At 42.0% G+C, this 22,480-nt stretch carries 23 protein-coding genes and 1 tRNA gene; 16 read left to right on the top strand and 8 right to left on the bottom strand.

Annotation, left to right across the window (positions count from 1 at the left end; translation table 11 throughout):
- Positions 1–81: 81 nt before the first annotated feature.
- The 8 genes from RCZ04_RS09020 (at position 82) to glmS (ending at position 9,490) form a co-directional block, all read left to right on the top strand.
- Positions 82–2,550, top strand: a complete 2,469-nt coding sequence (locus RCZ04_RS09020; protein WP_460485710.1) for a M1 family aminopeptidase — start codon at positions 82–84, stop codon at positions 2,548–2,550.
- Between the two features lie 265 nt (positions 2,551–2,815).
- Entirely contained in the window at positions 2,816–3,343 is a 528-nt protein-coding gene (locus tag RCZ04_RS09015) for a GNAT family N-acetyltransferase (RefSeq protein WP_460485709.1), read from the top strand.
- A 2-nt stretch (positions 3,344–3,345) separates the two neighbouring features.
- On the top strand, positions 3,346–3,891 hold the full coding sequence (gene fic, locus RCZ04_RS09010) for a Fic/DOC family protein (RefSeq protein ID WP_460485708.1): 546 nt from the start codon (positions 3,346–3,348) through the stop codon (positions 3,889–3,891).
- Between the two features lie 4 nt (positions 3,892–3,895).
- The gene (locus RCZ04_RS09005) at positions 3,896–4,816 is read left to right on the top strand and encodes a DUF4300 family protein (RefSeq protein WP_460485707.1); all 921 of its coding nucleotides are present in this window, start codon (positions 3,896–3,898) and stop codon (positions 4,814–4,816) included.
- Positions 4,817–4,875: 59 nt separating this feature from the next.
- Positions 4,876–6,180: a ribosome biogenesis GTPase Der gene (gene der, locus RCZ04_RS09000; protein ID WP_460485706.1), complete on the top strand. Its 1,305-nt coding sequence runs from the start codon at positions 4,876–4,878 to the stop codon at positions 6,178–6,180.
- A 4-nt stretch (positions 6,181–6,184) separates the two neighbouring features.
- A complete protein-coding gene (locus RCZ04_RS08995; RefSeq protein ID WP_460485705.1) occupies positions 6,185–7,162 on the top strand; it encodes a D-alanine--D-alanine ligase family protein in 978 nt (325 codons plus the stop codon).
- Positions 7,163–7,172: 10 nt separating this feature from the next.
- Positions 7,173–7,637 carry a pantetheine-phosphate adenylyltransferase gene (coaD, locus tag RCZ04_RS08990; RefSeq protein WP_460485704.1) on the top strand — a complete coding sequence of 155 codons (465 nt, stop codon included), beginning with the start codon at positions 7,173–7,175 and terminating at the stop codon, positions 7,635–7,637.
- Between the two features lie 11 nt (positions 7,638–7,648).
- Positions 7,649–9,490: a glutamine--fructose-6-phosphate aminotransferase gene (gene glmS / locus RCZ04_RS08985; RefSeq protein ID WP_460485703.1), complete on the top strand. Its 1,842-nt coding sequence runs from the start codon at positions 7,649–7,651 to the stop codon at positions 9,488–9,490.
- A 52-nt stretch (positions 9,491–9,542) separates the two neighbouring features.
- Here glmS and RCZ04_RS08980 read toward each other — a convergent pair whose 3' ends face one another.
- Positions 9,543–9,902: a DUF6567 family protein gene (locus RCZ04_RS08980; protein WP_460485702.1), complete on the bottom strand. Its 360-nt coding sequence runs from the start codon at positions 9,900–9,902 to the stop codon at positions 9,543–9,545.
- 435 nt (positions 9,903–10,337) lie between these two features.
- On the opposite strand from RCZ04_RS08980, the gene RCZ04_RS08975 reads away from it, so the two are divergent.
- From RCZ04_RS08975 to RCZ04_RS08965, 3 genes are read left to right on the top strand one after another with little or no spacing between them, the layout of a single operon-like run.
- Positions 10,338–12,110 carry an AMP-dependent synthetase/ligase gene (locus RCZ04_RS08975; RefSeq protein WP_460485701.1) on the top strand — a complete coding sequence of 591 codons (1,773 nt, stop codon included), beginning with the start codon at positions 10,338–10,340 and terminating at the stop codon, positions 12,108–12,110.
- Complete coding sequence (locus RCZ04_RS08970; protein WP_460485700.1) at positions 12,107–13,033, top strand: bifunctional riboflavin kinase/FMN adenylyltransferase; 927 nt, start codon at positions 12,107–12,109, stop codon at positions 13,031–13,033. Before RCZ04_RS08975 ends, RCZ04_RS08970 begins: the two co-directional genes overlap by 4 nt.
- Positions 12,996–13,436 (top strand): deoxycytidylate deaminase, encoded by a 441-nt coding sequence (locus tag RCZ04_RS08965; protein ID WP_460485699.1) that lies wholly within the window; start codon positions 12,996–12,998, stop codon positions 13,434–13,436. The genes RCZ04_RS08970 and RCZ04_RS08965 overlap by 38 nt, the downstream gene beginning before the upstream one ends.
- Before the next feature lie 6 nt (positions 13,437–13,442).
- On the opposite strand, the gene RCZ04_RS08960 is transcribed toward RCZ04_RS08965, so the two are convergent.
- The 3 genes from RCZ04_RS08960 to RCZ04_RS08950 are packed head-to-tail and all read right to left on the bottom strand — an operon-like array spanning position 13,443 to position 16,683.
- Positions 13,443–14,480: a phosphatase PAP2 family protein gene (locus RCZ04_RS08960; protein WP_460485698.1), complete on the bottom strand. Its 1,038-nt coding sequence runs from the start codon at positions 14,478–14,480 to the stop codon at positions 13,443–13,445.
- A complete protein-coding gene (locus tag RCZ04_RS08955) occupies positions 14,477–15,082 on the bottom strand; it encodes a PAS domain-containing protein (protein WP_460485697.1) in 606 nt (201 codons plus the stop codon). Before RCZ04_RS08955 ends, RCZ04_RS08960 begins: the two co-directional genes overlap by 4 nt.
- A gap of 56 nt (positions 15,083–15,138) precedes the next feature.
- Positions 15,139–16,683 (bottom strand): glycine--tRNA ligase, encoded by a 1,545-nt coding sequence (locus RCZ04_RS08950; protein ID WP_460485696.1) that lies wholly within the window; start codon positions 16,681–16,683, stop codon positions 15,139–15,141.
- A 633-nt stretch (positions 16,684–17,316) separates the two neighbouring features.
- On the opposite strand from RCZ04_RS08950, the gene RCZ04_RS08945 reads away from it, so the two are divergent.
- From RCZ04_RS08945 to RCZ04_RS08925, 5 genes are all read left to right on the top strand, one after another.
- Positions 17,317–18,006 (top strand): ComF family protein, encoded by a 690-nt coding sequence (locus RCZ04_RS08945; protein ID WP_460485695.1) that lies wholly within the window; start codon positions 17,317–17,319, stop codon positions 18,004–18,006.
- Positions 18,007–18,057: 51 nt separating this feature from the next.
- Entirely contained in the window at positions 18,058–18,360 is a 303-nt protein-coding gene (locus RCZ04_RS08940; RefSeq protein WP_460485694.1) for a hypothetical protein, read from the top strand.
- Between the two features lie 81 nt (positions 18,361–18,441).
- Positions 18,442–19,008, top strand: a complete 567-nt coding sequence (gene gldD / locus RCZ04_RS08935; RefSeq protein ID WP_002675426.1) for a gliding motility lipoprotein GldD — start codon at positions 18,442–18,444, stop codon at positions 19,006–19,008.
- 69 nt (positions 19,009–19,077) lie between these two features.
- Positions 19,078–19,527: a GatB/YqeY domain-containing protein gene (locus tag RCZ04_RS08930; RefSeq protein ID WP_460485693.1), complete on the top strand. Its 450-nt coding sequence runs from the start codon at positions 19,078–19,080 to the stop codon at positions 19,525–19,527.
- Between the two features lie 19 nt (positions 19,528–19,546).
- A tRNA-Arg gene (locus RCZ04_RS08925) sits at positions 19,547–19,620 on the top strand.
- An 85-nt stretch (positions 19,621–19,705) separates the two neighbouring features.
- Here the strand turns inward: RCZ04_RS08925 and RCZ04_RS08920 are convergent.
- From RCZ04_RS08920 to RCZ04_RS08905, 4 genes are all read right to left on the bottom strand, one after another.
- Positions 19,706–20,107 carry a helix-turn-helix domain-containing protein gene (locus RCZ04_RS08920; protein WP_460485692.1) on the bottom strand — a complete coding sequence of 134 codons (402 nt, stop codon included), beginning with the start codon at positions 20,105–20,107 and terminating at the stop codon, positions 19,706–19,708.
- A 9-nt stretch (positions 20,108–20,116) separates the two neighbouring features.
- On the bottom strand, positions 20,117–20,305 hold the full coding sequence (locus tag RCZ04_RS08915) for a type II toxin-antitoxin system HicA family toxin (RefSeq protein ID WP_460485691.1): 189 nt from the start codon (positions 20,303–20,305) through the stop codon (positions 20,117–20,119).
- Between the two features lie 197 nt (positions 20,306–20,502).
- Positions 20,503–22,074, bottom strand: a complete 1,572-nt coding sequence (locus tag RCZ04_RS08910; RefSeq protein ID WP_460485690.1) for an NADP-dependent glyceraldehyde-3-phosphate dehydrogenase — start codon at positions 22,072–22,074, stop codon at positions 20,503–20,505.
- A gap of 103 nt (positions 22,075–22,177) precedes the next feature.
- Positions 22,178–22,354 carry a CAL67264 family membrane protein gene (locus RCZ04_RS08905; RefSeq protein ID WP_009414129.1) on the bottom strand — a complete coding sequence of 59 codons (177 nt, stop codon included), beginning with the start codon at positions 22,352–22,354 and terminating at the stop codon, positions 22,178–22,180.
- Between the last annotated feature and the right edge of the window lie 126 nt (positions 22,355–22,480).

Raw genomic sequence — 22,480 nt, 5'->3', positions numbered from 1 at the left:
CGCTATAATGGCAAAAAGCCATATCTTTGCATTTGAAATTATCCCTTGGAAATATATTTTTCAAGGCAATAAAATAAGCTAATGAAAAAAACACTTTTTACTATGATTGCCCTGTTAGTTTCGGGTTATATTTTTGCACAGACGGATACTTCGGGGCGAAGCCTCTATCGTGCTACTCCTGAGAAGAAAACTGCCTTGAAACACACGAAATTGAAGGTAGATTTTAACTTCACTAACCAAACACTCAACGGCGAAGAATGGCTTACTGCTTCTCCTTTTTTCTATGCTACCGATAGCCTTATCCTTGATGCAAAGGCTATGCTTATCCACAAGGTGGCTTTGGAACAGAACGGCAAGCAACAGCCTCTTTCTTATAGCTATAAGAACGATATGTTGAGGATAAAACTCAACAAAACTTACCAAAAAGGGGAGAGCTATACCGTGTTCATTCGGTATACGGCACAGCCTGAAAAGGTAACCGATAAGGGCAGTCGTGCGATTAGCGATGCCAAAGGGCTTTACTTTATCAACCCTAACGGAGAAGCTAACAAGCCTATGCGCCAAGTATGGACGCAGGGTGAAACGGAAGGTTCATCGTGCTGGTTTCCTACCATCGACAAGCCTAACCAAAAGACTACTCAAGAAATAGAGATGACAGTGCCCGATAGCTTTGTTACCCTCTCTAACGGGGTGCTAAAAAGCAGTGATAAGAAAGGCAATATGCGCACCGACTATTGGGTGATGGACAAGCCTCACGCACCTTATCTTTTCTTTATGGGGGCTGGAGAGTTTACCGTAGTAAAAGATACGCCTTGGCGCGGTAAGGTGCCTGTGGAATATTATGTGGAAAAGGAATATGAGCCTGTTGCTAAGCAGATATTTGGAAATACTTCCGAGATGATAACATTCTTCTCTGAGCGTTTTGGTTATGACTATCCGTGGGCTAAATACGCCCAAATGGTAGTGCGCGAGTTTGTGAGCGGAGCGATGGAGAACACTACGGCTGTGAGCCACGCCGAGAGTGCTTATCAGAGTGCAGAGGCTTTGGCAGACCAGAACTACTGGGAGCCTATTATTGCACACGAATTGGCACACCACTGGTTTGGCGATTTGGTTACTACCGAAAGCTGGGCAAACCTCACCGTAAATGAGTCGTTTGCGAACTATAGTGAATATTTGTGGTTGATGCATAAGTACGGTAAAGATGTAGCTGACTATCATTTGAGCAATAACACTTTGCAATATCAGCACCGCCCCAATGACTTTACAAAAGATTTAGTGCGCTTTGGCTATGACTCTCGTGAGGATATGTTCGATTTGGTGTCGTACAATAAGGGAGGAGCTATCTTGCATATGTTGCGCCACTATTTGGGTGATGAGGCTTTTTTTGCAGGGCTTACCGATTACCTCAAAACGAATGCATACGGCACAGGGGAAGCTCACCAATCACGTCTTTCGTTAGAAAAAATAAGCGGTAAAGACTTGAACTGGTTCTTCAACCAATGGTACTTTGGCAGTGGCAACCCAATGGTGAACGTAGAAAAGACATTTAGCAATGGTATATTGACTGTAAAAATCATTCAGACACAAGGTGAAGACCTCTTATTTCAGTTTCCGCTTGATATAGATATTTACAGAGAAGGTAAGGCAGTGCGTCATAGTGTTTGGGTAGATGCTCGTAAAGAGAACACTTTTACTTTCCAGATGAAAAAAGCCCCAGAGCTGATAGATATCAACCCTGAAGGTGTGATACTGATGAATGAGCAATATCAAAAAACGTGGGCGGAGTATTTGTACCAAATACAACGTGCTAAATCACTTAAGAGCAGAATGCAAGCGGTAAGTGCGCCAATGGCTCCTGAGGGCAAGGAGATTTTGCTTGTAGCTCTTAGAGACCCGTTCTTTCAAGTGCGCATCGCTGCTTTGCAAAAGCTTGCCGATTATGAACTCAATGCCAAGGAAATGGCTATGGTTGAAAAGATTGCTAATTCTGACCCTCAGAACTTAGCTAAATCGGCAGCGATGTGGGTGTTAGCAACCTCGAAAGACAAGGCTAAGTACACTGCTTTATTCGAGAAGAACCTCGATACACCTTCGCGTGCGGTGAAGAATGCTGCTATCAACGGCATTGCCCGCACCGAGCCCGAACGCGCTAAGAGTCTGCTTGAGAAAGGTAATGTAAAAGACTTTGATGCCGACCAGTTGGCGGGACTCTCTGGTGTGATTGTAGACAACAAAATGGAGCAATACCTGCCGGTAATCCTTCCTTACTTTGTGTATTATCCTTTTTTTGAAAGAGACTCTCCTGAAACAGGAGCTAACTTCAAAAAAGGATATGAATGGGCGATGAGTATCGACAATACCTCGTATGTAGAACTATTGGCAAAACCGTTGAAAGATATTGCCAAAGAGATGGAAAACCCCGTTGCCAAACAGTTGCTTGCTGGAGTGATAGACGAAGGAATCACTATCAAACGCAGTTTGAACCAAACAGAATCGGTAAAGAAACAAATCAGGATATTAGAGGAGTTAAAGACACTGTTTAAGTAATGATTAATGGTTAGCGGTTAATGGTTAATGATTAAAGCATAGTTCCTCACCCCCGTTCCCCCTCTCCAAGGGAGGGGGAGCAAGACAAAAAGAGGACAAGCTTTGCCGAAGGTATGAGCCTCACGGGCAGAAAATTTTGGCTAATTCACAAACTCTGCTCTCGCTGGCTATCTAAAAAGGGAGAGATGTGACGCAAAAGTGACAATGGGCAGTTAATTAACGGTAAATGTTTTTAACTATTGCTTCATATTATAAATTTAAGTTTATGGAAACACTCTATACAAAACATCTATTGCTTCGTCCTTGGGAAGTTACTGATGCGGAAGCCTTATACACACAAGCACACAACCCCATTATAGGGAAAATGTGTGGTTGGAACCCTCATAAAAGCGTGGCAGAAAGCCAAGAAATCATTGAGATGGTACTTCGCAGATCTCATTCGTTTGCTATTTGTTTAGCAAACAACATTCCCATAGGAAGTATAGGACTCCTTTTTCAAGGACAAAGTAATCTCGAGGTAGGCGAAAACGAAGCCGAAATAGGTTATTGGTTAGGAGAAGACTTTTGGGGCAAGGGGTATACTACTGAAGCCTCATTACGACTCATAGAATATGCCTTTGAGAAATTACACCTTACCAAGCTATGGGCAGGCGTGTTCAAAGAAAATATAGCTTCACAACGAGTGGTTGAAAAGTGTGGTTTTAAGCACCATCACACTATTGAAGATTTATTATTTCCTCTCACAGGAGAAAGACATACTGCGCTGGTATATACACTAAACAAAGAAAATTGAAGATGAATACCCAAGAAATTGATGCACAAAGTTTGCAAAACGCCTATCGCCTTTTTGAGAGTGGTGCTATAGAGCAGATAGAAGTAGGAACCACTAAAGGATTATGCGAGATGCATCGTTATCTTTTTCAGGGGCTTTATGAGTTTGCAGGGGAGATACGCAACTTAAACATCAGCAAGGGAGGTTTTAGGTTTGCTAATGCGATGTTCTTGCACGCTATACTGCCCGTAATAGATAAAATGCCTGAGGATATTTTTGAAGAAATTGTAGCTAAATACGTGGAGATGAATATAGTCCACCCTTTTATGGAAGGCAATGGGCGCGCTACTCGTATATGGTTAGACTTAATTCTCAAAAAACGATTGGGTAAGGTAGTGAATTGGCAACAGATAGAGAAAGCTCCTTATCTTCAAGCAATGGAACGCAGTGCTATCAACGATTTAGAATTGCGCTTTTTGTTGCAACCTGCTCTTACTGATAAAGTAACTGACCGCGAAGTGATATTTAAGGGGATAGAGCAATCATATTATTATGAGACTAATGACTAATACAATGAAAAAACTTTTACTGATAACACTCTCTTTGGCAACGATAGCTTGTCAGCAAAAGAAAACAACCACTGAAAAAACAAGCCCCCAGCTTACCTATTCCAATTTGGTAGATACCGCTACCCAAAACGAAGTGCAAAAAGAGCTCGTAAATGCGGGTATATCACGTGCGAATGTGAATGCTTTTTTGGAGAGTGTTAATCTCTTCAACCAAACCGTAGGTAGCAAAGTAGGCTTAGTGCCCAAAGGCTTTGTAACGATTGATAGCCTGTTACCTAAGTACGACGAGGTGGCTATACAAACGCAATGGACGAAACAATATCCACTCTTTCAGGGCTACAACTGCCGGATTACCTCTTTTGGTTTGTTGCGTGACTTGATTGCAGTACAGCACCCTGTGCTCAATGAGCAAAATGTTAATGAAGTGCTATTTGTTGATAAAGATGTGTTGGTACAAAGTCCACGACGAGTATTTAGCCCTAAGCAAACGCGTAGTTTTTTAGCTTTCTTCAGTGCGATTCCTACTCAAAACACCAAGGATATAAAAGAGCATTTAGCCACTGTACAACAAGCGTGGGAAGCGCAAGGAGTGCAATTTCTTTATAGAGACGATTTTACGAAAGCTTCGATGATAGCTGTACTTTTTCATAATTACTTCAGTGAACAGGAGAATTACCTTTTCGTAGGACACGTGGGCGTGCTTGTCCCCACCGCAGAAGGGAAGTTGCTATTTATTGAAAAACTCGCTTTTCAAGAGCCTTATCAGACGATTAAGTTTGCTAATCGCAGGGAACTAAACGACTATCTGATGAACCGATACGATGTGGAATGGAACCAACCTACCGCTATTCCGTTTATAATGGAAAACGACCAACTTATGGAAGGTTACCGTCCAAATCCGTACAAAAGAGAACAAGGATTGTAAGAAGATAATTGCTATTTGCTAATTATTTTCTATCTTTGCAAAAAATAAACAAGCATATTATGAGTGCTATAGTAGCCATTGTGGGACGCCCGAATGTAGGCAAATCCACTTTTTTCAACCGTTTGATCAAGCGCCGTGAGGCAATCGTGGACGCCGTGAGTGGCGTTACACGCGACCGCCATTATGGCAAAACCGATTGGAATGGGGTAACTTTTTCTGTCATTGATACAGGTGGCTACTTAGCAGGTAGCGACGATTCTTTCGAGAAGGAAATCAACAAGCAAGTAGCTTTAGCTATAGACGAAGCTGACGCGATTATCTTTATGGTAAACGTAGAAGACGGTCTTACTGGTATGGACGAATCGGTAGCTGAATTGTTGCGCAAATGCCACAAGCCTATATTAGTAGCAGTAAACAAAGTGGATAGCAACAACCGCCGTAACGATATGCACGAGTTTTATGCTATGGGCTTTGAACATCTGTACGCTCTATCGAGTGTGAATGGCAGTGGTACAGGCGAGTTGCTTGATGATTTGGTAGCCTTATTACCTGAAAAAGAAGAAAAAGAGGAAAACGAATTGCCACGCTTTGCAGTAGTAGGTCGCCCTAATGCGGGTAAATCGTCGTTTATCAACGCCCTTATAGGCGAAGACCGCTACATCGTAACGGATATTGCGGGCACTACGCGAGATTCCATTGATACCAAATACAACCGCTTTGGATTTGAGTTCAACTTGGTAGATACGGCTGGTATCCGTCGCAAAGCTAAGGTAAAAGAGGATTTGGAGTTTTACTCGGTAATGCGTTCTATTCGAGCTATTGAACACTCTGATGTATGTATCTTGATGCTCGATGCTACACGTGGTTTTGAGAGTCAAGATGCGAATATCTTTTGGTTGGCACAACGCAACCGCAAGGGCATTGTGATTTTGGTGAACAAATGGGATTTGGTAGAGAAGGAGAACAATACTGCCAAGGAGTACGAAGCAGCTATCCGTAAAGAGATTGAACCTTTTACTGATGTGCCAATCTTGTTTGTATCAGCCTTGAACAAACAGCGCATTTACAAGGCGATAGAAACAGCTGTGGCAGTCTACAACAACCGGACTAAGCGGATTCCTACACGCAAACTTAACGAGGTGATGTTGCCTATTATTGAGAACTATCCGCCCCCTGCTATCAAAGGCAAGTACATCAAGATAAAGTTTTGCACCCAGTTACCTACTCCTATGCCACAGTTTGCTTTCTTTGCGAACCTGCCTCAGTACGTAAAAGACCCGTACAGACGCTTTATTGAGAACAAACTCCGTGAAAACTTTGATTTTAACGGCGTGCCAATTGATGTGTATTTCCGTCAAAAATAGAAAAATGAAAAAAAATATAGCAATCTTGATGGGAGGCTATTCGGGTGAAGCCGAAGTTTCCCTAAAAAGTGCGGCCGTAGTTGCCAAACACCTCAACAAAGATAAATACAACCCTTATTGCGTGCGCATCGACCGCGATAAATGGGTGTATGTAGATGAACAAAATAACGAACACCTCATTGACCGCAACGACTTTTCTGTAACCATTGCGGGGCAAAAAATTACTTTTGAGGCTGTCTTCAACGCTATTCACGGCACTCCTGGCGAAGATGGCTACCTCCAAGCTTACTTCCAGCTCACCGGCTTGCCGCTCACAGGTTGCAGTATGTATGCCGCTGCTCTTACCTTCAACAAGCGCGATATGCTATCGGTATTGAAACCTTTTGGCATCCTTTCTGCCCCTTCTTATTATCTAAATAAAGGTGAAAGCTACCGCACCGCCGATATTGTGGCCAAAGTAGGCTTGCCTTGCTTTGTAAAAGCGAATAAATCGGGGAGCAGTATTGGGGTCTACAAAGTAAATGAGGAAACTAAACTCTCTGAGGCGATCGAAAATACTTTTGCAGTAGACGATGAAATCCTCATCGAAAGCTTCTTGAAAGGTACTGAAGTCTCTATCGGGGTGATTACTTACAAAGGTGAAATTAAGGTATTGCCAATGACCGAAATCGTCCCTGAAAATGAGTTCTTCGACTATGAAGCGAAGTACCTCGGCAAGTCGCAAGAAATTACGCCTGCACGCCTTTCTCCTGAAATGACATCTAAAGTGAACGCTTTAGCTGAACGTGTGTATCGCTTGCTCAAGATGGAAGGCTACAGCCGCAGTGAGTTCATCATCGTGGGCGATACGCCTTACTTATTGGAGATGAACACCACACCCGGACTTACCGAAGCGAGTTTGTTACCACAACAAGCCAAAGTAGCAGGCATCAGCTTAGCTGAACTGTTCGAAAGTGAAATTGAAAGAGTACTAAAACGTTAATCTTATAGCATTGAAAAGAGCTTTATTCCCTGGGTCATTTGACCCTATTACTTTAGGTCATTACGATATTATTACGCGTGCTTTAGACCTATTCGATGAAATTGTAGTCGCTATTGGGGTCAATGGCGATAAAAACTATATGTTCACCGTTGGACAGCGCAAAGAGTTTATTGAAAAGGCTTTCACTCACGAGCCCAAAGTGAAAGTTACTACTTACCAAGGCCTTACCGTCGATTTCTGCAAGGAAATCGATGCGCAGTTTATCCTCCGCGGTCTGCGCAACCCAGCCGACTTTGAGTTTGAGAAAGCTATTGCGCATACGAACCGTAAACTTTCTCAGATAGAGACGGTTTTCTTGCTCACTGCCGCGCGTACTTCGTTCATCTCATCGTCTATTGTGCGCGATGTGATTCGCAACCAGGGTGATTACACGGTGTTAGTACCAGAGAGTGTAAGGGTAACGACTAACGACTAAAAATTAAAAATATGTGTGGAATTGTAGGTTATGTAGGCCAGCGTGCCGCTTTCCCCATTGTGATTGATGGGTTGAAACGTTTAGAATACCGTGGATATGACAGTGCAGGTTTTATACTAAACGCTGAGAGTTTCTACGGTGAAAAAACCAAAGGCAAAGTGTCCGACTTGGAGGCTAAAGCAGGCGACGGTGTTCCCGCTTACGGTTGCGGTATGGGGCATACCCGCTGGGCTACTCACGGCGTGCCTAATGATGTCAATTCGCACCCGCACCGTTCTAACTCTGGCAAGTTAGCCATTGTGCACAACGGGATTATCGAGAATTACGAGAGCATCAAGCAGAATCTCCTCAAAGAGGGCTTTGTATTCCATTCAGATACTGATACCGAGGTGTTGGTGAATTTCATCGAATACTTCAAAGAAAAAGAACAAGTGGACTTGGAAACTGCTGTGCGCTATGCGCTCAACGAGGTGGTAGGGGCTTTTGCTATTGCCGTAATGGAAGAGGGCAAACCAGACGAAATAGTGGTTGCTCGTCTTGGCAGTCCGCTGGTAATAGGGGTAGGCGATGGTGAGTTTTTTATTGCTTCCGATGCCTCTCCTTTTATTGAATACACTCAAAACGCGGTGTATTTAGAAGATGGCGAGATGGCTACTATTCACCTCGACCAACCTTTGAAAGTGCTCAAAATCTACAGTAACGAGCAAGTGAGTCCGTTTGTACAACAACTCAAACTCAACCTCGAAGCCATTGAAAAAGGAGGCTTCGACCATTTTATGCTCAAAGAAATTCACGAGCAGCCTAAGTCTATTCAGGATACAATGCGCGGTCGCCTTCTATCCGACTATACTACTAAACTATCGGGTATCGACAATCATTTGGAGACTTTTCTCAACGCCAAACGCATTGTAATCGTAGCTTGTGGTACTTCGTGGCACGCGGGCTTGGTAGGTGAGTACCTACTGGAAGAGTACGCCCGCATTCCTGTGGAAGTCGAGTACGCTTCGGAGTTCCGCTACCGCAACCCTATTATTGAGAAAGGCGATATTGTCATAGCCATTTCTCAGTCGGGTGAAACTGCCGATACCTTGGCAGCCTTGAAGTTAGCGAAAGAAAAAGGAGCTTTTATCTACGGTATTTGCAATGTGGTGGGCTCTTCTATCGCGCGTATCACTCATTCAGGTACTTATACTCACGCTGGTCCTGAAATAGGGGTGGCTTCCACCAAAGCCTTTACTACGCAACTTACGGTGCTTACGCTCATTGCCTTGCACTTGGGCTATAAGAAAGGAACGTTAAGTGCTGATACCTATCACCACCTCTGTAAAGAATTAGAACGCGTGCCTGCTCTTCTCGAAACCACAATTGATAAAGTAGATTACAAAATTGCCGAGATTGCCAAAAATTATAAAAATGCGACCAATTGTCTCTATTTAGGTCGTGGCTTTAACTTCCCAACAGCTTTAGAAGGGGCACTCAAACTCAAAGAGATATCCTACATTCACGCCGAGGGCTATCCTGCTGCCGAGATGAAACACGGGCCTATTGCGCTCATCGATGAGAATATGCCAGTAATATTGATCGCTCCGTCTAAGGGGCATTATGATAAGGTAGTGTCTAACGCTCAAGAGATCAAAGCGCGCAAAGGCAAAATCATAGCCGTAGTTACCGAAGGTGATACCCAAATGGCGGGCTTAGCAAATCACGTGATTGAAATACCTGAAATCAGTGAGGCACTGACTCCTATTTTAGCCTCCATACCTTTGCAATTGCTGTCCTACTACATTGCGATCAAGCGCGGTTGCAATGTTGATCAACCTCGAAATTTAGCTAAATCTGTTACGGTAGAATAATAAAAAAGAGTCAATTTTGTATACTTGCAAATTGACTCTTTCTTTTTAGTTCCTATTCTGTAAATTCAATTACATCAGCTGAAACTGTTACAGTGTATTGGATGCCTACCCATATAAAAATCCAATGTACCTCAACCGTCTCATTGATAATTGCCTTTGAAGAGCCTTCTAAATTAGCGTTTTTCAACATTTTAGCTCTTGCTTTTTCTACTAAAGCACGTTTTCCACCTCCTATAAACAATAAGAAATATTGATTAGAGGCTTCTCCTTTCACGTGTTCTACTACTTTAAAGTTATTTTTAGCCAATACCACTTGAGTAGTGTGGTTGTTTACATTGTGTGATAGCTCTCTTGTTACCCCACAACTCGCTAACAGTAGTGCTAAAGCACTGAATAAAATGATTTTTCTCATTAGTTATTGATTTTAATTTTAATGTTACAAAATGAATAAGGGTAACCTTTAGAGCATAAAAAAAGCGTGAATGTTTTGTTCACACTTTTAAAAAGGCTCTGGTATGCCCAAAAACAGGTATGTAACAAAAACAGTTCACGCCCTTATGGGGCGAGAAACCATTTGTTAAATTACCTCTGCTTTTTTATTGAATTTACCAGATTCTTTTAAAAAGGGAATATTAACAATTTTCTCTTTAAATCTTATATGTAATTATTGATGCTGATATTTCTTATATTCTACAGTGTTTAAAATTTGTCGCAAAGATACAAAATAATTGCAAAACACAAAATATTTCTGAAAACTAACCCCTATCTCCTAATTCCTACCCCCTAATTATTTGCTAATTGATAAATTATTATTACTTTTGCCCCTTGTAACAAAAATTAAAAACCAATGAATACCGTAAATCGTTTATTCGATATACCTTATTATCAATTATCTAAACACCCATTAGGAAGCGCTTTTGTCACTAAATACAACGGCGAATGGGTAAAAACTTCTACTGCTGAGTATATTAAAAAAGCAAACGCTGTAAGTCGAGGCTTATTGCGATTAGGGATTGAAAAAAATGATAAAATAGCCGTCATCTCCAGTACTAACCGTACCGAATGGCACGTGCTGGATATCGGAATTTTGCAAGTGGGAGCACAAAACGTACCTATTTACCCCACTATTAACTTAGAGGATTTTGAGTATATCTTCAATCATTCCGAATGTAAGTACTGCATAGTTTCGGATAAGGAACTTTGGGAGAAAATCTCGTCTATACAAGATAAATTACCTCACCTTAAAACAATTTTTACTTTTGATGAAGTGCCTTACGCACATCATTGGCAGGAGATTCTTGATTTGGGCGCTGATGAAAGCAATCAAAACGAAGTAGAGGCACGCAAAGACAGCATTCAGAAAGACGATTTGGCAACTATTATCTATACTTCAGGCACTACCAGTAAACCCAAAGGGGTAATGCTCTCTCACTGGAATGTCATCTCGAATATTATCAACTGTCAAGACCGTCTACCCATTTCTGAAGGCTATACTGCACTTAGTTTTTTGCCTGTATGTCACGTGTTTGAGCGTATGCTCACCTATTTATATCAGTACGACTGTCTCAATATTTATTTTGCTGAATCACTCGATAAAATTAGCGATAACTTCCGTGAGGTGAAACCACACATCGTTACGGTTGTTCCCCGTTTGATGGAGAAGATTTATGATAAAATCTTTGCAAAAGGGACTGAACTCAAAGGACTGAAACGCAAGCTCTTCTTCTGGGCTCTTGATTTAGGCTTTGCTTACAAGCCTTATGGAGCCAATGGTGCTTGGTATGAGTTCAAGTTAAAAATAGCACGTAAGCTCATCTTTAATAAATGGTATGAAGCTTTAGGTGGACGTATCAAACTTATCGTCTCAGGTAGTGCGGCACTATCTCCACGCTTGGCAAAAGTTTTCTCAGCTGCCGGACTTACCGTAATGGAAGGATATGGACTTACTGAAACTTCACCTGTAATTGCTGTAAACCGCGAATCGGGTAGATATTGGAAGATAGGAACTGTAGGGAAGCCTATTGTTAATATAGAAGTAAAAATCGCTGAAGACGGTGAGATACTTGTGAAAGGTGAAAACGTGATGTTGGGCTACTACAAAGCGCCTGAACAAACGGTCGAAAGCATCACCAATGGTTTTTTCCACACAGGTGATATAGGGGAACTCGATGCCGAGGGCTTCCTCAAAATCACCGACCGCAAGAAGGAAATCTTCAAAACTTCAGGCGGTAAGTACGTATCGCCTCAGCTGATAGAAAATCAATTGAAACTCTCTCGTTTTATTGAGAATGTAATGGTAGTAGGCGAAGGTGAAAAGATGCCAGCCGCTATTATTCAGCTCAACTTTCCATTTGTAAAAGAATGGGCACGCCGTCATAAAGTGAAATTAGGAAAGACCAGCGAAGAGATTATACAGAATCAAGCCGTTCACGACCGTATTGCTAAAGAGGTAGAAAAGGTAAACAGTCATTTAGGAAAGTGGGAACAGGTAAAACTATTTGACTTTACACCTGATGAATGGACAATAGACGGCGGTCACCTCACTCCAACTCTTAAACTCAAACGACGCGTTATCAAAGAAAAATACATAGATATTTACAATAAGTTCTACAATAAGTGACAGAAATAACCGATATTACTACTTTTACAGCCTCAACGCCTACAGTGCTCACCATTGGTACTTTTGATGGGGTGCATCTGGGACACCAAAAAATTGTCGAAAGGGTGGTAACCACAGCGCGACAGGAAGGGATTTTGGCTACAGTATTTACTTTCTTTCCGCATCCGCGAATGGTGGTACAACAGGACAAAGATTTGAAACTCATCCACACTTTGGAAGAGAAGAAACAAGTACTGAAACAATTGGGCGTTGACCTGTTGGTGGTACAGCCTTTCAACGAAGCCTTTGCTCACCTCACAGCTGAGGAGTTTGTAACTACAATCTTGGTGGAACGTCTCAAGGTGAAAAAGGTGATCATTGGTTACGACCATCGTTTTGGGCGCAATCGTACGGCTAATATTGATGATATGCGACAGTTTGGTAAAAAGTATGGTTTTGAGGTAGAAGAAATATCGGTGCAAGAAGTTGATGAGGTCTCGGTGAGCTCCACCAAGATACGAGAAGCCTTAAATTGTGGCGATGTGGTAACGGCCGAGCATTACCTCAGTTCTCCCTATACTCTCACGGGCACAGTGGTACACGGACTCAAATTGGGGCGTACACTCGGCTACCCTACGGCTAACATAAAAGTAGCTGAGGATTATAAACTCATTCCTAAGGACGGTGTATATGCCGTGTATAGTTATATCAGCGGACGAAAAGTGTACGGAATGATGAGTATCGGGCAAAACCCTACCATTGAAGGCAAAGGGACTTCTATTGAGGTGTATTTCTTTGATTTTGATGGCGACCTTTACAACCAACAGCTCACTATTACATTCGTGCAATACTTGCGTGAGGAACGCAAATTTGCCAATATAGATCTCCTTAAAAAACAAATACAAGATGACGAAACAGCAGCGCGCAAAGCAATTGCGGTATGACAAAGCCTATATGCGTATGGCGATGGAGTGGGCTAAACTCTCCTATTCCCAACGCAAGCAGGTAGGCGCTATAATGGTAAAAGACCGTATGATTATTTCCGACGGCTATAATGGTACGCCCACAGGTTTTGACAATTGTTGTGAAGACGAGGAGGGTAACACTCACTGGTACGTGCTTCACGCCGAAGCCAATGCTATAATGAAAGTCGCCTCATCCACCCAGTCGTCCGAAGGTGCCACGCTTTACATTACGATGTCGCCTTGTAAAGAGTGTAGCAAACTCATCTATCAATCAGGAGTTAAGCGCGTAGTCTATAAGGAAGGCTACCGCGACAACGAGGGCTTAGCTTTCCTTGAAAAAGCTGGCGTTGAAGTGGTTCATTTAGAAGATGTAAGTGACTAATCTTCTTTACTTAAATTTAATATTTACTCCCAATAACTGGTACCCAGCCAAAGTATTCGAGGTACTCAATTCCCAGTGGTATTTCTTAGTAGCGAGCGCGTTGGCTTCCGCTGTTTTTACTTTAGTAATACGGCGATTGGCAATAGTTTTACCCGTGATATAACCCACGAATAATGCTATTGGGTAATCGGAAGCCCAGTGCACTTTGCTCTGCATCATCTCGTAGCACATCAGTCCTAAGGCGGTGTAGCCTACAGGTTTTATCCACTTGTAGTCGGGGTAGTTTTCAGCAATCACCGTGAGTGCTGACATTGCCGTGGTGAGGTGTCCAGAGGGCATTGCATCATACATAGGAGTATCTTCTTGGTAAGCTTTAAAACTGGGAGCAAACGTCCATTGGCTGTGCCAACGCCCATCGTCAGCCGTAATAAACGGGCTCTCGCGCCCTGTGAGTCGTTTGAGGGGTTGCACAAATGCTCCTGATACGATGATGCTCTCCAAGATTTGCATTGCGGTACTTTTGGCGCGGTAATCGCCTGTGATAAGACCATAAGTAGCCATTCCCCCACTAATGATAATAAAAGTCGTACCATTGCCAATAAAGTACATTGCTGAGTTTACATCAGCGGGGATAATCTTCAAAAAACCTAATTTCTTATAGGTATGCGCTTCATTTAGTCCTAAATTCTCTCCTAAATTTCTACTTTCGCGTATCAACCAAGGGTCGGCTGGTATGAGCGCCGCAGTAGCACCAATAGCTGCCAATCCGTAAGGATAATTAGGTTTAGAGACCATCTCCACCGCCGATTTACCTATATTGCGTGGGATTTTGTTGAAGATATCCACAAAGCGCGGTTTTTGGTATATATAAGTAAGTTTATCATTGATTTTGTATTCCCTACCCGATAGTGCTATATCCGAAGGGTGAGTGCCTTGTAAAGCGCTGGCGACACTATCTAATAAAGTTTGCGGAATAGAATCGTTTTCCTGCGCAAGGGCAGGGGAGAGGGGAATAAAAAAGCAGAGTAATAAAAGGTATTTCATTGTATCAAATCATTCAAAAAGCTATCAGTATTTTTGTTGTTGTTGTAAAAAGCTTTGATTTCTTCGGCATTTTCTTTGAGCAATTGGCGAATGAAAGCATCATAGGTAGTTTTGCGGTCTTCCAAAAAGCCGTTGAAATAGCGTTCGCTTACCTCTAAGCCATTGGCTTTTTCTATCTTCAAAAGGCGTTCGTACAGTGGTGCGATGTGTTCGGTAATGAGTGTTTTGGGCAAGGCCTTGCGGTGCGATACAAAGGCAGTAATCTCGTCCTGTTCATTGCGCACAATTTCAAAATTGGTAATTACCCAATAGTAACGTCCACTCTTAGCGAGATTCTTGATGATAGCGTGGAAGTTGTTGTGTCCTTTGAGGTTCTCCCACAGTATTTTGAACACCACTTTAGGCATATCGGGGTGGCGGATAAGGCTATGAGGCTGGTCGTACAACTCAGCCTCACTATACCCTGATACTTCCTGAAATGCTTTATTGGTTTCCATTATGTGCCCGTGCTTATTGGTGCGACTCATTAGGGTAGTGGTTTTGTCCCATAACACTTCCTCATCTATAGGCTCAGGGCATTTGATTGTTGGGTTTTCAGTCATTTATTGTTTAATTATAAGATTTTCAACTTTGGCAAAGTTTTAGACTTTGGCAAAGTTTATGAGAGTTTGTGTAGCCAGTTGCGCATATCTACTTCTTTAGCAATATTGGCACGCAATTCGGGAATCGCGATGCGCACTTGCTCCATAGTGTCACGGTGACGCAAAGTTACGGTGTTGTCCTCCAAAGTTTGGTGATCGACGGTTACACAGAAAGGTGTACCTACCGCATCTTGGCGGCGATAACGGCGACCTACCGCATCTTTCTCGTCATAAGCCACATTGAAATCATACTTCAATTCGTTTACAATTTGTTCGGCAACTTCTGGAAGTCCGTCTTTTTTGAGGAGTGGTAAAATCGCTACTTTAGTAGGAGCGAGCACAAAAGGCAAGCGCAGTACGGTGCGGGTGTCGCCACCTTCTAACACTTCTTCTTGCAACGAGTTAGAGAACACCGCGAGGAACATACGGTCGAGCCCGATAGAGGTTTCGAGTACGTAAGGCGTGTAGCTCTTGTTTTCTTCGGGGTCGAAGTATTGAATTTTTTTACCTGAATATTTTTCGTGGTTGCCGAGGTCAAAATTAGTGCGTGAGTGGATACCTTCTAATTCTTTGAAACCGAATGGGAAACGAAACTCAATATCACAAGCTGCATCGGCGTAGTGAGCGAGCTTTTCGTGAGGATGGAAGCGGTAATTGTCTTCACCCATTCCTAAAGACAAGTGCCATTTCAGGCGGGTTTCTTTCCAATACTCGTACCACTGTTGTTGGGTGCCTGGCTTGATGAAGAATTGCATTTCCATTTGTTCGAACTCGCGCATACGGAAGATGAATTGGCGTGCCACAATCTCGTTGCGGAAAGCTTTACCCGTTTGGGCAATCCCGAAAGGAATTTTCATACGTCCTGATTTCTGTACGTTGAGGAAGTTCACGAAAATACCTTGAGCCGTTTCAGGACGGAGGTATAAATCCATAGCCGCATCGGCGGATGCGCCTATTTTGGTGCCGAACATTAGGTTGAATTGTTTTACTTCCGTCCAGTTGCGAGAGCCAGTTTCAGGATCGGCGATTTCGAGTTCTTCAATAAGGGCTTTTACATCGGCGAGGTCTTCTTTTTCAAGTGATTTACCCAAGCGGTGCAATATTTCTTCACCGCGCTTTTTGTACTCGAGCACACGTGGATTGGTGCTTACAAATTGTTCGCGGTCAAAGGCTTCGCCGAAGCGTTTTTGAGCTTTAGCAATTTCTTTTTCAATCTTATCGTCGAGTTTTGCTACGTAATCCTCTACGAGCACATCGGCGCGATAGCGTTTTTTAGAGTCTTTATTGTCGATCAGAGGGTCGTTGAAAGCGTCTACGTGACCTGATGCCTTCCAAGTAGTAGGGTGCATAAAGATAGCCGCATCGATGCCCACAATGTTCTCGTTCATCTGTACCATTGCGCGCCACCAGTATTCGCGGATGTTCTTTTTGAGTTCCACACCGTTTTGTCCGTAATCGTACACAGCCCCAAGACCGTCATAGATTTCACTTGATGGGAAAATGAAGCCATATTCTTTGGCGTGAGCAATAACTTTTTTGAATTGATCGTCTGTATTTGCCATATATTCAATTGATTTTCAGTTTGTAATATAGATTGATAGGATACTTCCTAAGGTTTGTAATCAAAATAATTGGACAAAGGTACTATTATTTTTTGAAAAAAAGACTATCTTTGCCGAAAAAAATTACGAAAGCCTCTTCCACTATCAGGTTCAATTTTTAGGAGGAATGAAAATAGGCTTAGCTTATACAAAGCTTATAGGAAGCTTATACGAATCTTGGACGATTGTTATACAAAGGCTTTATAAATGGTTGATTAATAATGTAATACAATAATGCCAATAATGCCAAAAATAGGGTTTCGAGGCGAAAGAAAAAGAAGAGGCAATAGGCATTAGGCCATAGGTATTAGGCGGAGATGCGACGGAAACCTCCCCCTAGCCCCCTCTACGAGGGGGAACTGTGGTGACGGAAAAGTGGGAGATACATCCCCCTATTCACTTACTCCGCTCTCGCGCTGTGCACATACCCAGCTGTGAGCCCTCGCTGGCTATCTTCAAAGGGGGAAGGTAGCGACGCAAAGATAGACAAAAGACGAACAAAAGACGAACAAAAGACGAACAATGAGTGGCTCTACGGTGGCTTTAGTGCGAAGCTAAGAAGAAGCTATTAACGACCTATAAGCTAAAAGAATTATGATTTTATCGGATATACTTTCGGTGTTATCACCCTCTTATTGTAGGGATTGTGGGAGGCTATTGGCTACAAATGAGCAAATTTTGTGTGTAAAATGTAGAGAAAAGTTAGAAGAAACGAACTTTCACTTACAGGCGAAAAATTTGCTTACTCAGCGACTGACAGAAGAGTGTGAAGTGTTTGCTGCTACTGCATTATTTTATTTCAAGAAGGGCAATATGGCACAACATTTGATACATCTTTTGAAATACAAAGGAGAAGAACAGATAGGGGAGTGGTTAGGGCAATGGCTTGGCGAGAGAATAAAGGATGCGCCCCTATTTCAGCAGGCTGAGGTAGTGTTGCCTGTGCCTTTGCACAAAAGCAAAGAGCGCAAGCGAGGGTATAACCAAGTTGCTTTGTTTGGCAAGACGCTGGCTTCGGTGTTACAGATTGATTATATAGAAGATGTGTTGGTGAAAATTGAAGCTAATACTACTCAAACGAAAAAAGTAATGTGGCGACGCTTGAAGGAGAGTGAGCATATATTTTCTCTTCGGAATACCGATAAAATAGAAGGCAAGAAGGTGCTTTTGGTAGATGATGTGGTAACCACAGGAGCGACACTCACGAACTGTTATGAATTACTGAAGACTGTGCCTAATGTAGAGATAGGTGTTGCTACAATGGGGTATACAATGTTGGGATAAAGAGAGAAAGATATTGATAAATAGAAGATTAATAATTAAATATAGAATTATATGAAGAACACTTTAAAACTGATGGTTGCAGCATTTGTAATGTTTGCGTTTAGTACTAATGTAGGGGCTATGACCCTTAATGTAAATCAAATCACTAAAAGCCTTATCGTAGACCAAGATGGTAACGGAGGTGTAAAAGTGAAGAAATCTTGCGATAAAGACGGCGAGAAAAAAGAATGTAGCAAAGATGGCAAAAAGAAATCTTGCTGCAAAAAAGACGGTAAGAAAGATGCTAAAAAGTCTTGCCACGAAAAAGGTGGTGAGAAAAAAGAAGTGAAAGCAGAAGAAAAACCTGTAGAATAATTTTTCACCCATTATAAAAACTTTTTTACACTGAAAAACCTTAGCATAAGTGGCTGAGGTTTTTTGGTATTAGTGTGATGTATGAAAAAACTTATTTATAGTCTGTTGAGTAGTGTAGTGCTATTGTTAGTAGCTTGTGGTACTGATATATTGCCTAAGCCTAAGGGAGTATTGCGATTGGAATACCCGCAAGCATCGTATCAGAAAGTAACCGAATTGCCCAATTGTCCTTTTACTTTTGAGGTAAATACGCTATCGGAATTGAAGTACAAGCCCCATTCGTGTGATGTTAATATAGAATATCCTGCGATGAAGGCTACGGTTTATCTCACTTATAAAAATGTGAATGGCAATATTCGTCAGTTGCTGAGTGATGCACAGAAGTTTACTTATGACCATACGATTAAGGCAGATAATATTGCTTCGACAGTATTTATGAACGATACGACCAAAGTGTACGGTATGTTTTACCAAGTGTATGGCAATGCGGCTTCGCAAGCACAGTTTTACGCTACCGATAGTGTGCGTCATTTTATATCAGGTTCGGTGTATTTTAGGGTGGTTCCTAATTACGATTCGGTACAACCTGCGAGTAATTATTTAGAAAAAGATGTGAGGAGGATAATGGAAAGCCTCCGTTGGAAATAAAAAATAGAGGTAAAAGTTGGCAGTTTATAAATATAGCATTACTTTTGCCCCACAAAACACTGAAAAATTATGAGTTTACAAACTAAAGTAATGGAGGCTCTTAAAGAAGCGATGAAAGCCAAGGACACAGTGGCATTAGAATCGTTGAGAGCTATTAAATCGGCTATTTTGTTAGCCAAAACAGAAGCAGGGGTTGCCGAAGAACTTTCGGAAGCTGATGAACTTAAACTGTTACAAAAATTAGTAAAACAGCGCAAGGACAGTGCGGCTTTGTACGCACAACAAGGTAGGAATGACTTAGCTGAGCCTGAATTAGCCCAAATGGCGGTGATAGAGAAGTTCTTACCGGCTCAACTCAGTGAAGCAGAAGTAGAAACTGCTCTGAGAGGGATTATTAACCAAGTGGGCGCTACTACGCCTAAGGATATGGGCAAGGTAATGGGTGTAGCCACCAAACAATTGGCAGGTAAAGCTGATGGCAAGCTCATTTCGGAGATTGTAAAGAGATTATTGTCTTAGTAATATATAGTTTAAAAGAGGCCGCATAGTTCAACTGGATAGAATATCAGATTCCGGTTCTGAAGGTTGGAGGTTCGACTCCTCTTGCGGTCACGGGAAAAAAGCAGGTTGCTAATTAGCAACCTGCTTTTTTGGTTGTGCTCTGTGGAGTGACGAGAGTGTAATGTGAGACAGTATATTAAGCAAACTCTAAATGCTGTAATTCTTTACCAAAAGCGTGCAAATGGCGTTGTATTTTTTGAGTAGTTTTGGCGCTAGGTTTACGTTTGCCTGTGAGATAGTGGCTTAGTTGCCCTTGATTTACTCCAGTAAGACGTTCTAATCCTGCCAATGAAATAATTTTGCTGTAATATTCTAAGAAAGATGTGGTGTCATATTGATATATGAATTCTAAATCGGGGAACTCTTTACCTATTTCATCGTAATACTCTTTCATCTCATCACGACATAATAAAAAGTCATCTTTAGCCTCGGCTACTGTATTACCTTCTCCTATGATTCCAAAATTTAAATTATCATCATCTAAATATATGCCATAAGAGCCATCGTTACCTCTTTCTATAATTGCTTTTACTTTCATATCTTCTGTTTATTTTTTAAGACCAGCTAATTTAAGAATGCTATTTAAAGTACCTGCTTTTACTTCTTGACTTTCGTGTTTACTGGTTGGGAATTCTTTATTAGTGAGAGGACTAAACCAAATGGGGTGATTACTTCCTTGCCTTACTATATAACAACCTGCTTCACGTAGTTTTTTGTGTAATTCAGAATACTTCATTTATTTCATTACTTAAATTGGTGTGGCAAAGATACGAATATTAATATCATTATACAAATTTTTAGTGTTAAAGATTCTACGGTTATCTTCTATTCCTATTAAATTAATTTATCTAAATCAGCTGTTTTGCGGATATAAAAAAGCAGGTTGCTGGGTTTTTAGTAACCTGCTTTTTTGGTTGAGATATTTTAAAACGATTATAAAATGAAATCGGTGTTGATGAAGTTAGAAGCGCCAGTGCGGAGGAGGTTCTCTACTATCCTGTCGTTGTAGTCGTTGTTTTGGAACGATACAAAGGTGCGGATAGAGAACGAGCGTAAGGCATCGTGTACGCTTAGGGTACCCACAGCTGAGTCTTTTCTACCAGTGAAAGGGAATACATCGGGGCCTCGCTGACATAAGCTGTTGAGGTTCACCCGGCAGAGCATATTCACCAACATATCGATGAGAGGAGAGAGCTCGTGTGGGTCTTCACCAAACAGACTGATTTGCTGTCCGTATTTAGAATCGGAAATCTCATCTATAATCTCGTTGATATTGGAGAACGGTTTTACTGGAATAAGGGGACCAAACTGCTCTTCGTTATACACTCGCATTTCCTTGGTAATGGGATAAAGTACCGCAGGGAAAATGAAGTTATCAGTGCGCTGACCACCTTTTTTATTCTGAATAGTAGCGCCTTTGGCAAGAGCATCGTCTATGAGTTCTTGTAAGAAAGCAGGTTTATCGACCTCGGGTAGGGGAGTGAGAGCTACTTTTTCGTCCCACGGATTACCGAACTTCAGCGCATCGACCTTTTCGGCAAAACGCTTGAGAAACTCATCTTTAATCTTGGCGTGTACGTAGAGGATTTTTAGAGCTGTACAACGCTGTCCGTTGAAAGACAAAGCTCCTTTCACGCATTCGTTTACTGCCAAATCAAGATTGGCGTCAGGAAGTATTACCCCAGGGTTTTTAGCTTCCAACCCAAAGACAAGGCGCAAGCGGTTTTTCTTAGGGTGCTGGTCTTGCAGTGCAATAGCTGTCTTGCTGTTGCCTATGAGTGCCAATACATCTACCTTACCACTCTCCATAATGGGTGGTGCAACGGTGCGACCGCGACCGTAAAGAATGTTAATTACTCCGCGAGGGAAAGAGTTTTGGAACGCTTCTAAAAGGGGAGTAAAAAGCAATACGCCGTGTTTAGCAGGCTTAAAAATCACTGTGTTACCCATAATAAGAGCAGGGATAATCAGTGCGAAAGTCTCGTTCAGTGGGTAGTTGTAAGGACCTAAACAGAGCACTACGCCCAGAGGTCCACGACGGATAAGGGCGTACACCCCATCGCGCTGTACAAATTTAGACGACTGGTTGTCGAGCTCTTTATACGCGTTGATTGTGTCGTAGATGTACTCTACCGTACGGTCAAATTCCTTATGCGAGTCGTCCAGGTTTTTACCGATTTCCCACATCATCAGTTTGACCACCTCATCGCGTTGCTTTTCCATTTGTTTTACAAACTTGAGCATCGCAGCGATACGGTCTTTTACTTTCATTGTAGGCCATAATCCTTTACCTTTATTATAGGCATCGGTAGCTGAATGGAGGGCTTCTAAGGCGTCACTTTCACCTAACGAAGGCACACTGCCCAAAAGCGTACGTTCATACTTTTCAGTAGATGAAATAGTGGAATAAATATCGGTGAACTCACCTTTCCACTGGCGCAGTTCGCCATCGATGAGATAAGTATCTTGGCGAAAGGGTTTTACTTGAAATTGTTCTGGTATCATATTCGTTTGTTAATTTTTCAATAAGAGAGTAATAGAGCTATCAACTTTGCCAAAGGTCATAGCACGACAGGCAGTAAGAAACTTTTGCAAAGTTTAGGGCGTATTATACTCTTCCTTTAAGGGCGTTGAACACCCAAGCAATAGCGAAGAAGCCGATGCCTACTGCACCGAATCCAAAGCCTGCTACTTCGTTATATTTAAAGGCTCCTAAGGCGATAAGTCCTAAGCCTACGACAATCATTATAAGGGTTGCCCACCCTAATACTGTGTTTTTATTCATTGTATTGATGTGTTATAAATGTTTCGTTAGAACTGCAAAGATACAGATTAATTAGCAAATGAGCAAATGAGAAGTGAAACGTGAAAAAAATAAGGATAGAAAATATTGTCATATCCTGAAATAGGT

This window comes from Capnocytophaga sp. HP1101 (assembly GCF_054772415.1).
This window is presented reverse-complemented; position numbering and strand designations above follow the sequence as displayed.

Bases quoted from the DNA above. Each gene is read 5' to 3' on its own strand.
- RCZ04_RS09020 (WP_460485710.1), top strand. From the start codon at position 82: ATGAAAAAAACACTTTTTACTATGATTGCCCTGTTAGTTTCGGGTTAT.
- RCZ04_RS09015 (WP_460485709.1), top strand. From the start codon at position 2,816: ATGGAAACACTCTATACAAAACATCTATTGCTTCGTCCTTGGGAAGTT.
- fic (WP_460485708.1), top strand. From the start codon at position 3,346: ATGAATACCCAAGAAATTGATGCACAAAGTTTGCAAAACGCCTATCGC.
- RCZ04_RS09005 (WP_460485707.1), top strand. From the start codon at position 3,896: ATGAAAAAACTTTTACTGATAACACTCTCTTTGGCAACGATAGCTTGT.
- der (WP_460485706.1), top strand. From the start codon at position 4,876: ATGAGTGCTATAGTAGCCATTGTGGGACGCCCGAATGTAGGCAAATCC.
- RCZ04_RS08995 (WP_460485705.1), top strand. From the start codon at position 6,185: ATGAAAAAAAATATAGCAATCTTGATGGGAGGCTATTCGGGTGAAGCC.
- glmS (WP_460485703.1), top strand. From the start codon at position 7,649: ATGTGTGGAATTGTAGGTTATGTAGGCCAGCGTGCCGCTTTCCCCATT.
- RCZ04_RS08980 (WP_460485702.1), bottom strand. From the start codon at position 9,902: ATGAGAAAAATCATTTTATTCAGTGCTTTAGCACTACTGTTAGCGAGT.
- RCZ04_RS08975 (WP_460485701.1), top strand. From the start codon at position 10,338: ATGAATACCGTAAATCGTTTATTCGATATACCTTATTATCAATTATCT.
- RCZ04_RS08965 (WP_460485699.1), top strand. From the start codon at position 12,996: ATGACGAAACAGCAGCGCGCAAAGCAATTGCGGTATGACAAAGCCTAT.
- RCZ04_RS08960 (WP_460485698.1), bottom strand. From the start codon at position 14,480: ATGAAATACCTTTTATTACTCTGCTTTTTTATTCCCCTCTCCCCTGCC.
- RCZ04_RS08955 (WP_460485697.1), bottom strand. From the start codon at position 15,082: ATGACTGAAAACCCAACAATCAAATGCCCTGAGCCTATAGATGAGGAA.
- RCZ04_RS08950 (WP_460485696.1), bottom strand. From the start codon at position 16,683: ATGGCAAATACAGACGATCAATTCAAAAAAGTTATTGCTCACGCCAAA.
- RCZ04_RS08945 (WP_460485695.1), top strand. From the start codon at position 17,317: ATGATTTTATCGGATATACTTTCGGTGTTATCACCCTCTTATTGTAGG.
- RCZ04_RS08940 (WP_460485694.1), top strand. From the start codon at position 18,058: ATGAAGAACACTTTAAAACTGATGGTTGCAGCATTTGTAATGTTTGCG.
- gldD (WP_002675426.1), top strand. From the start codon at position 18,442: ATGAAAAAACTTATTTATAGTCTGTTGAGTAGTGTAGTGCTATTGTTA.
- RCZ04_RS08930 (WP_460485693.1), top strand. From the start codon at position 19,078: ATGAGTTTACAAACTAAAGTAATGGAGGCTCTTAAAGAAGCGATGAAA.
- RCZ04_RS08920 (WP_460485692.1), bottom strand. From the start codon at position 20,107: ATGAAAGTAAAAGCAATTATAGAAAGAGGTAACGATGGCTCTTATGGC.
- RCZ04_RS08915 (WP_460485691.1), bottom strand. From the start codon at position 20,305: ATGAAGTATTCTGAATTACACAAAAAACTACGTGAAGCAGGTTGTTAT.
- RCZ04_RS08910 (WP_460485690.1), bottom strand. From the start codon at position 22,074: ATGATACCAGAACAATTTCAAGTAAAACCCTTTCGCCAAGATACTTAT.
- RCZ04_RS08905 (WP_009414129.1), bottom strand. From the start codon at position 22,354: ATGAATAAAAACACAGTATTAGGGTGGGCAACCCTTATAATGATTGTC.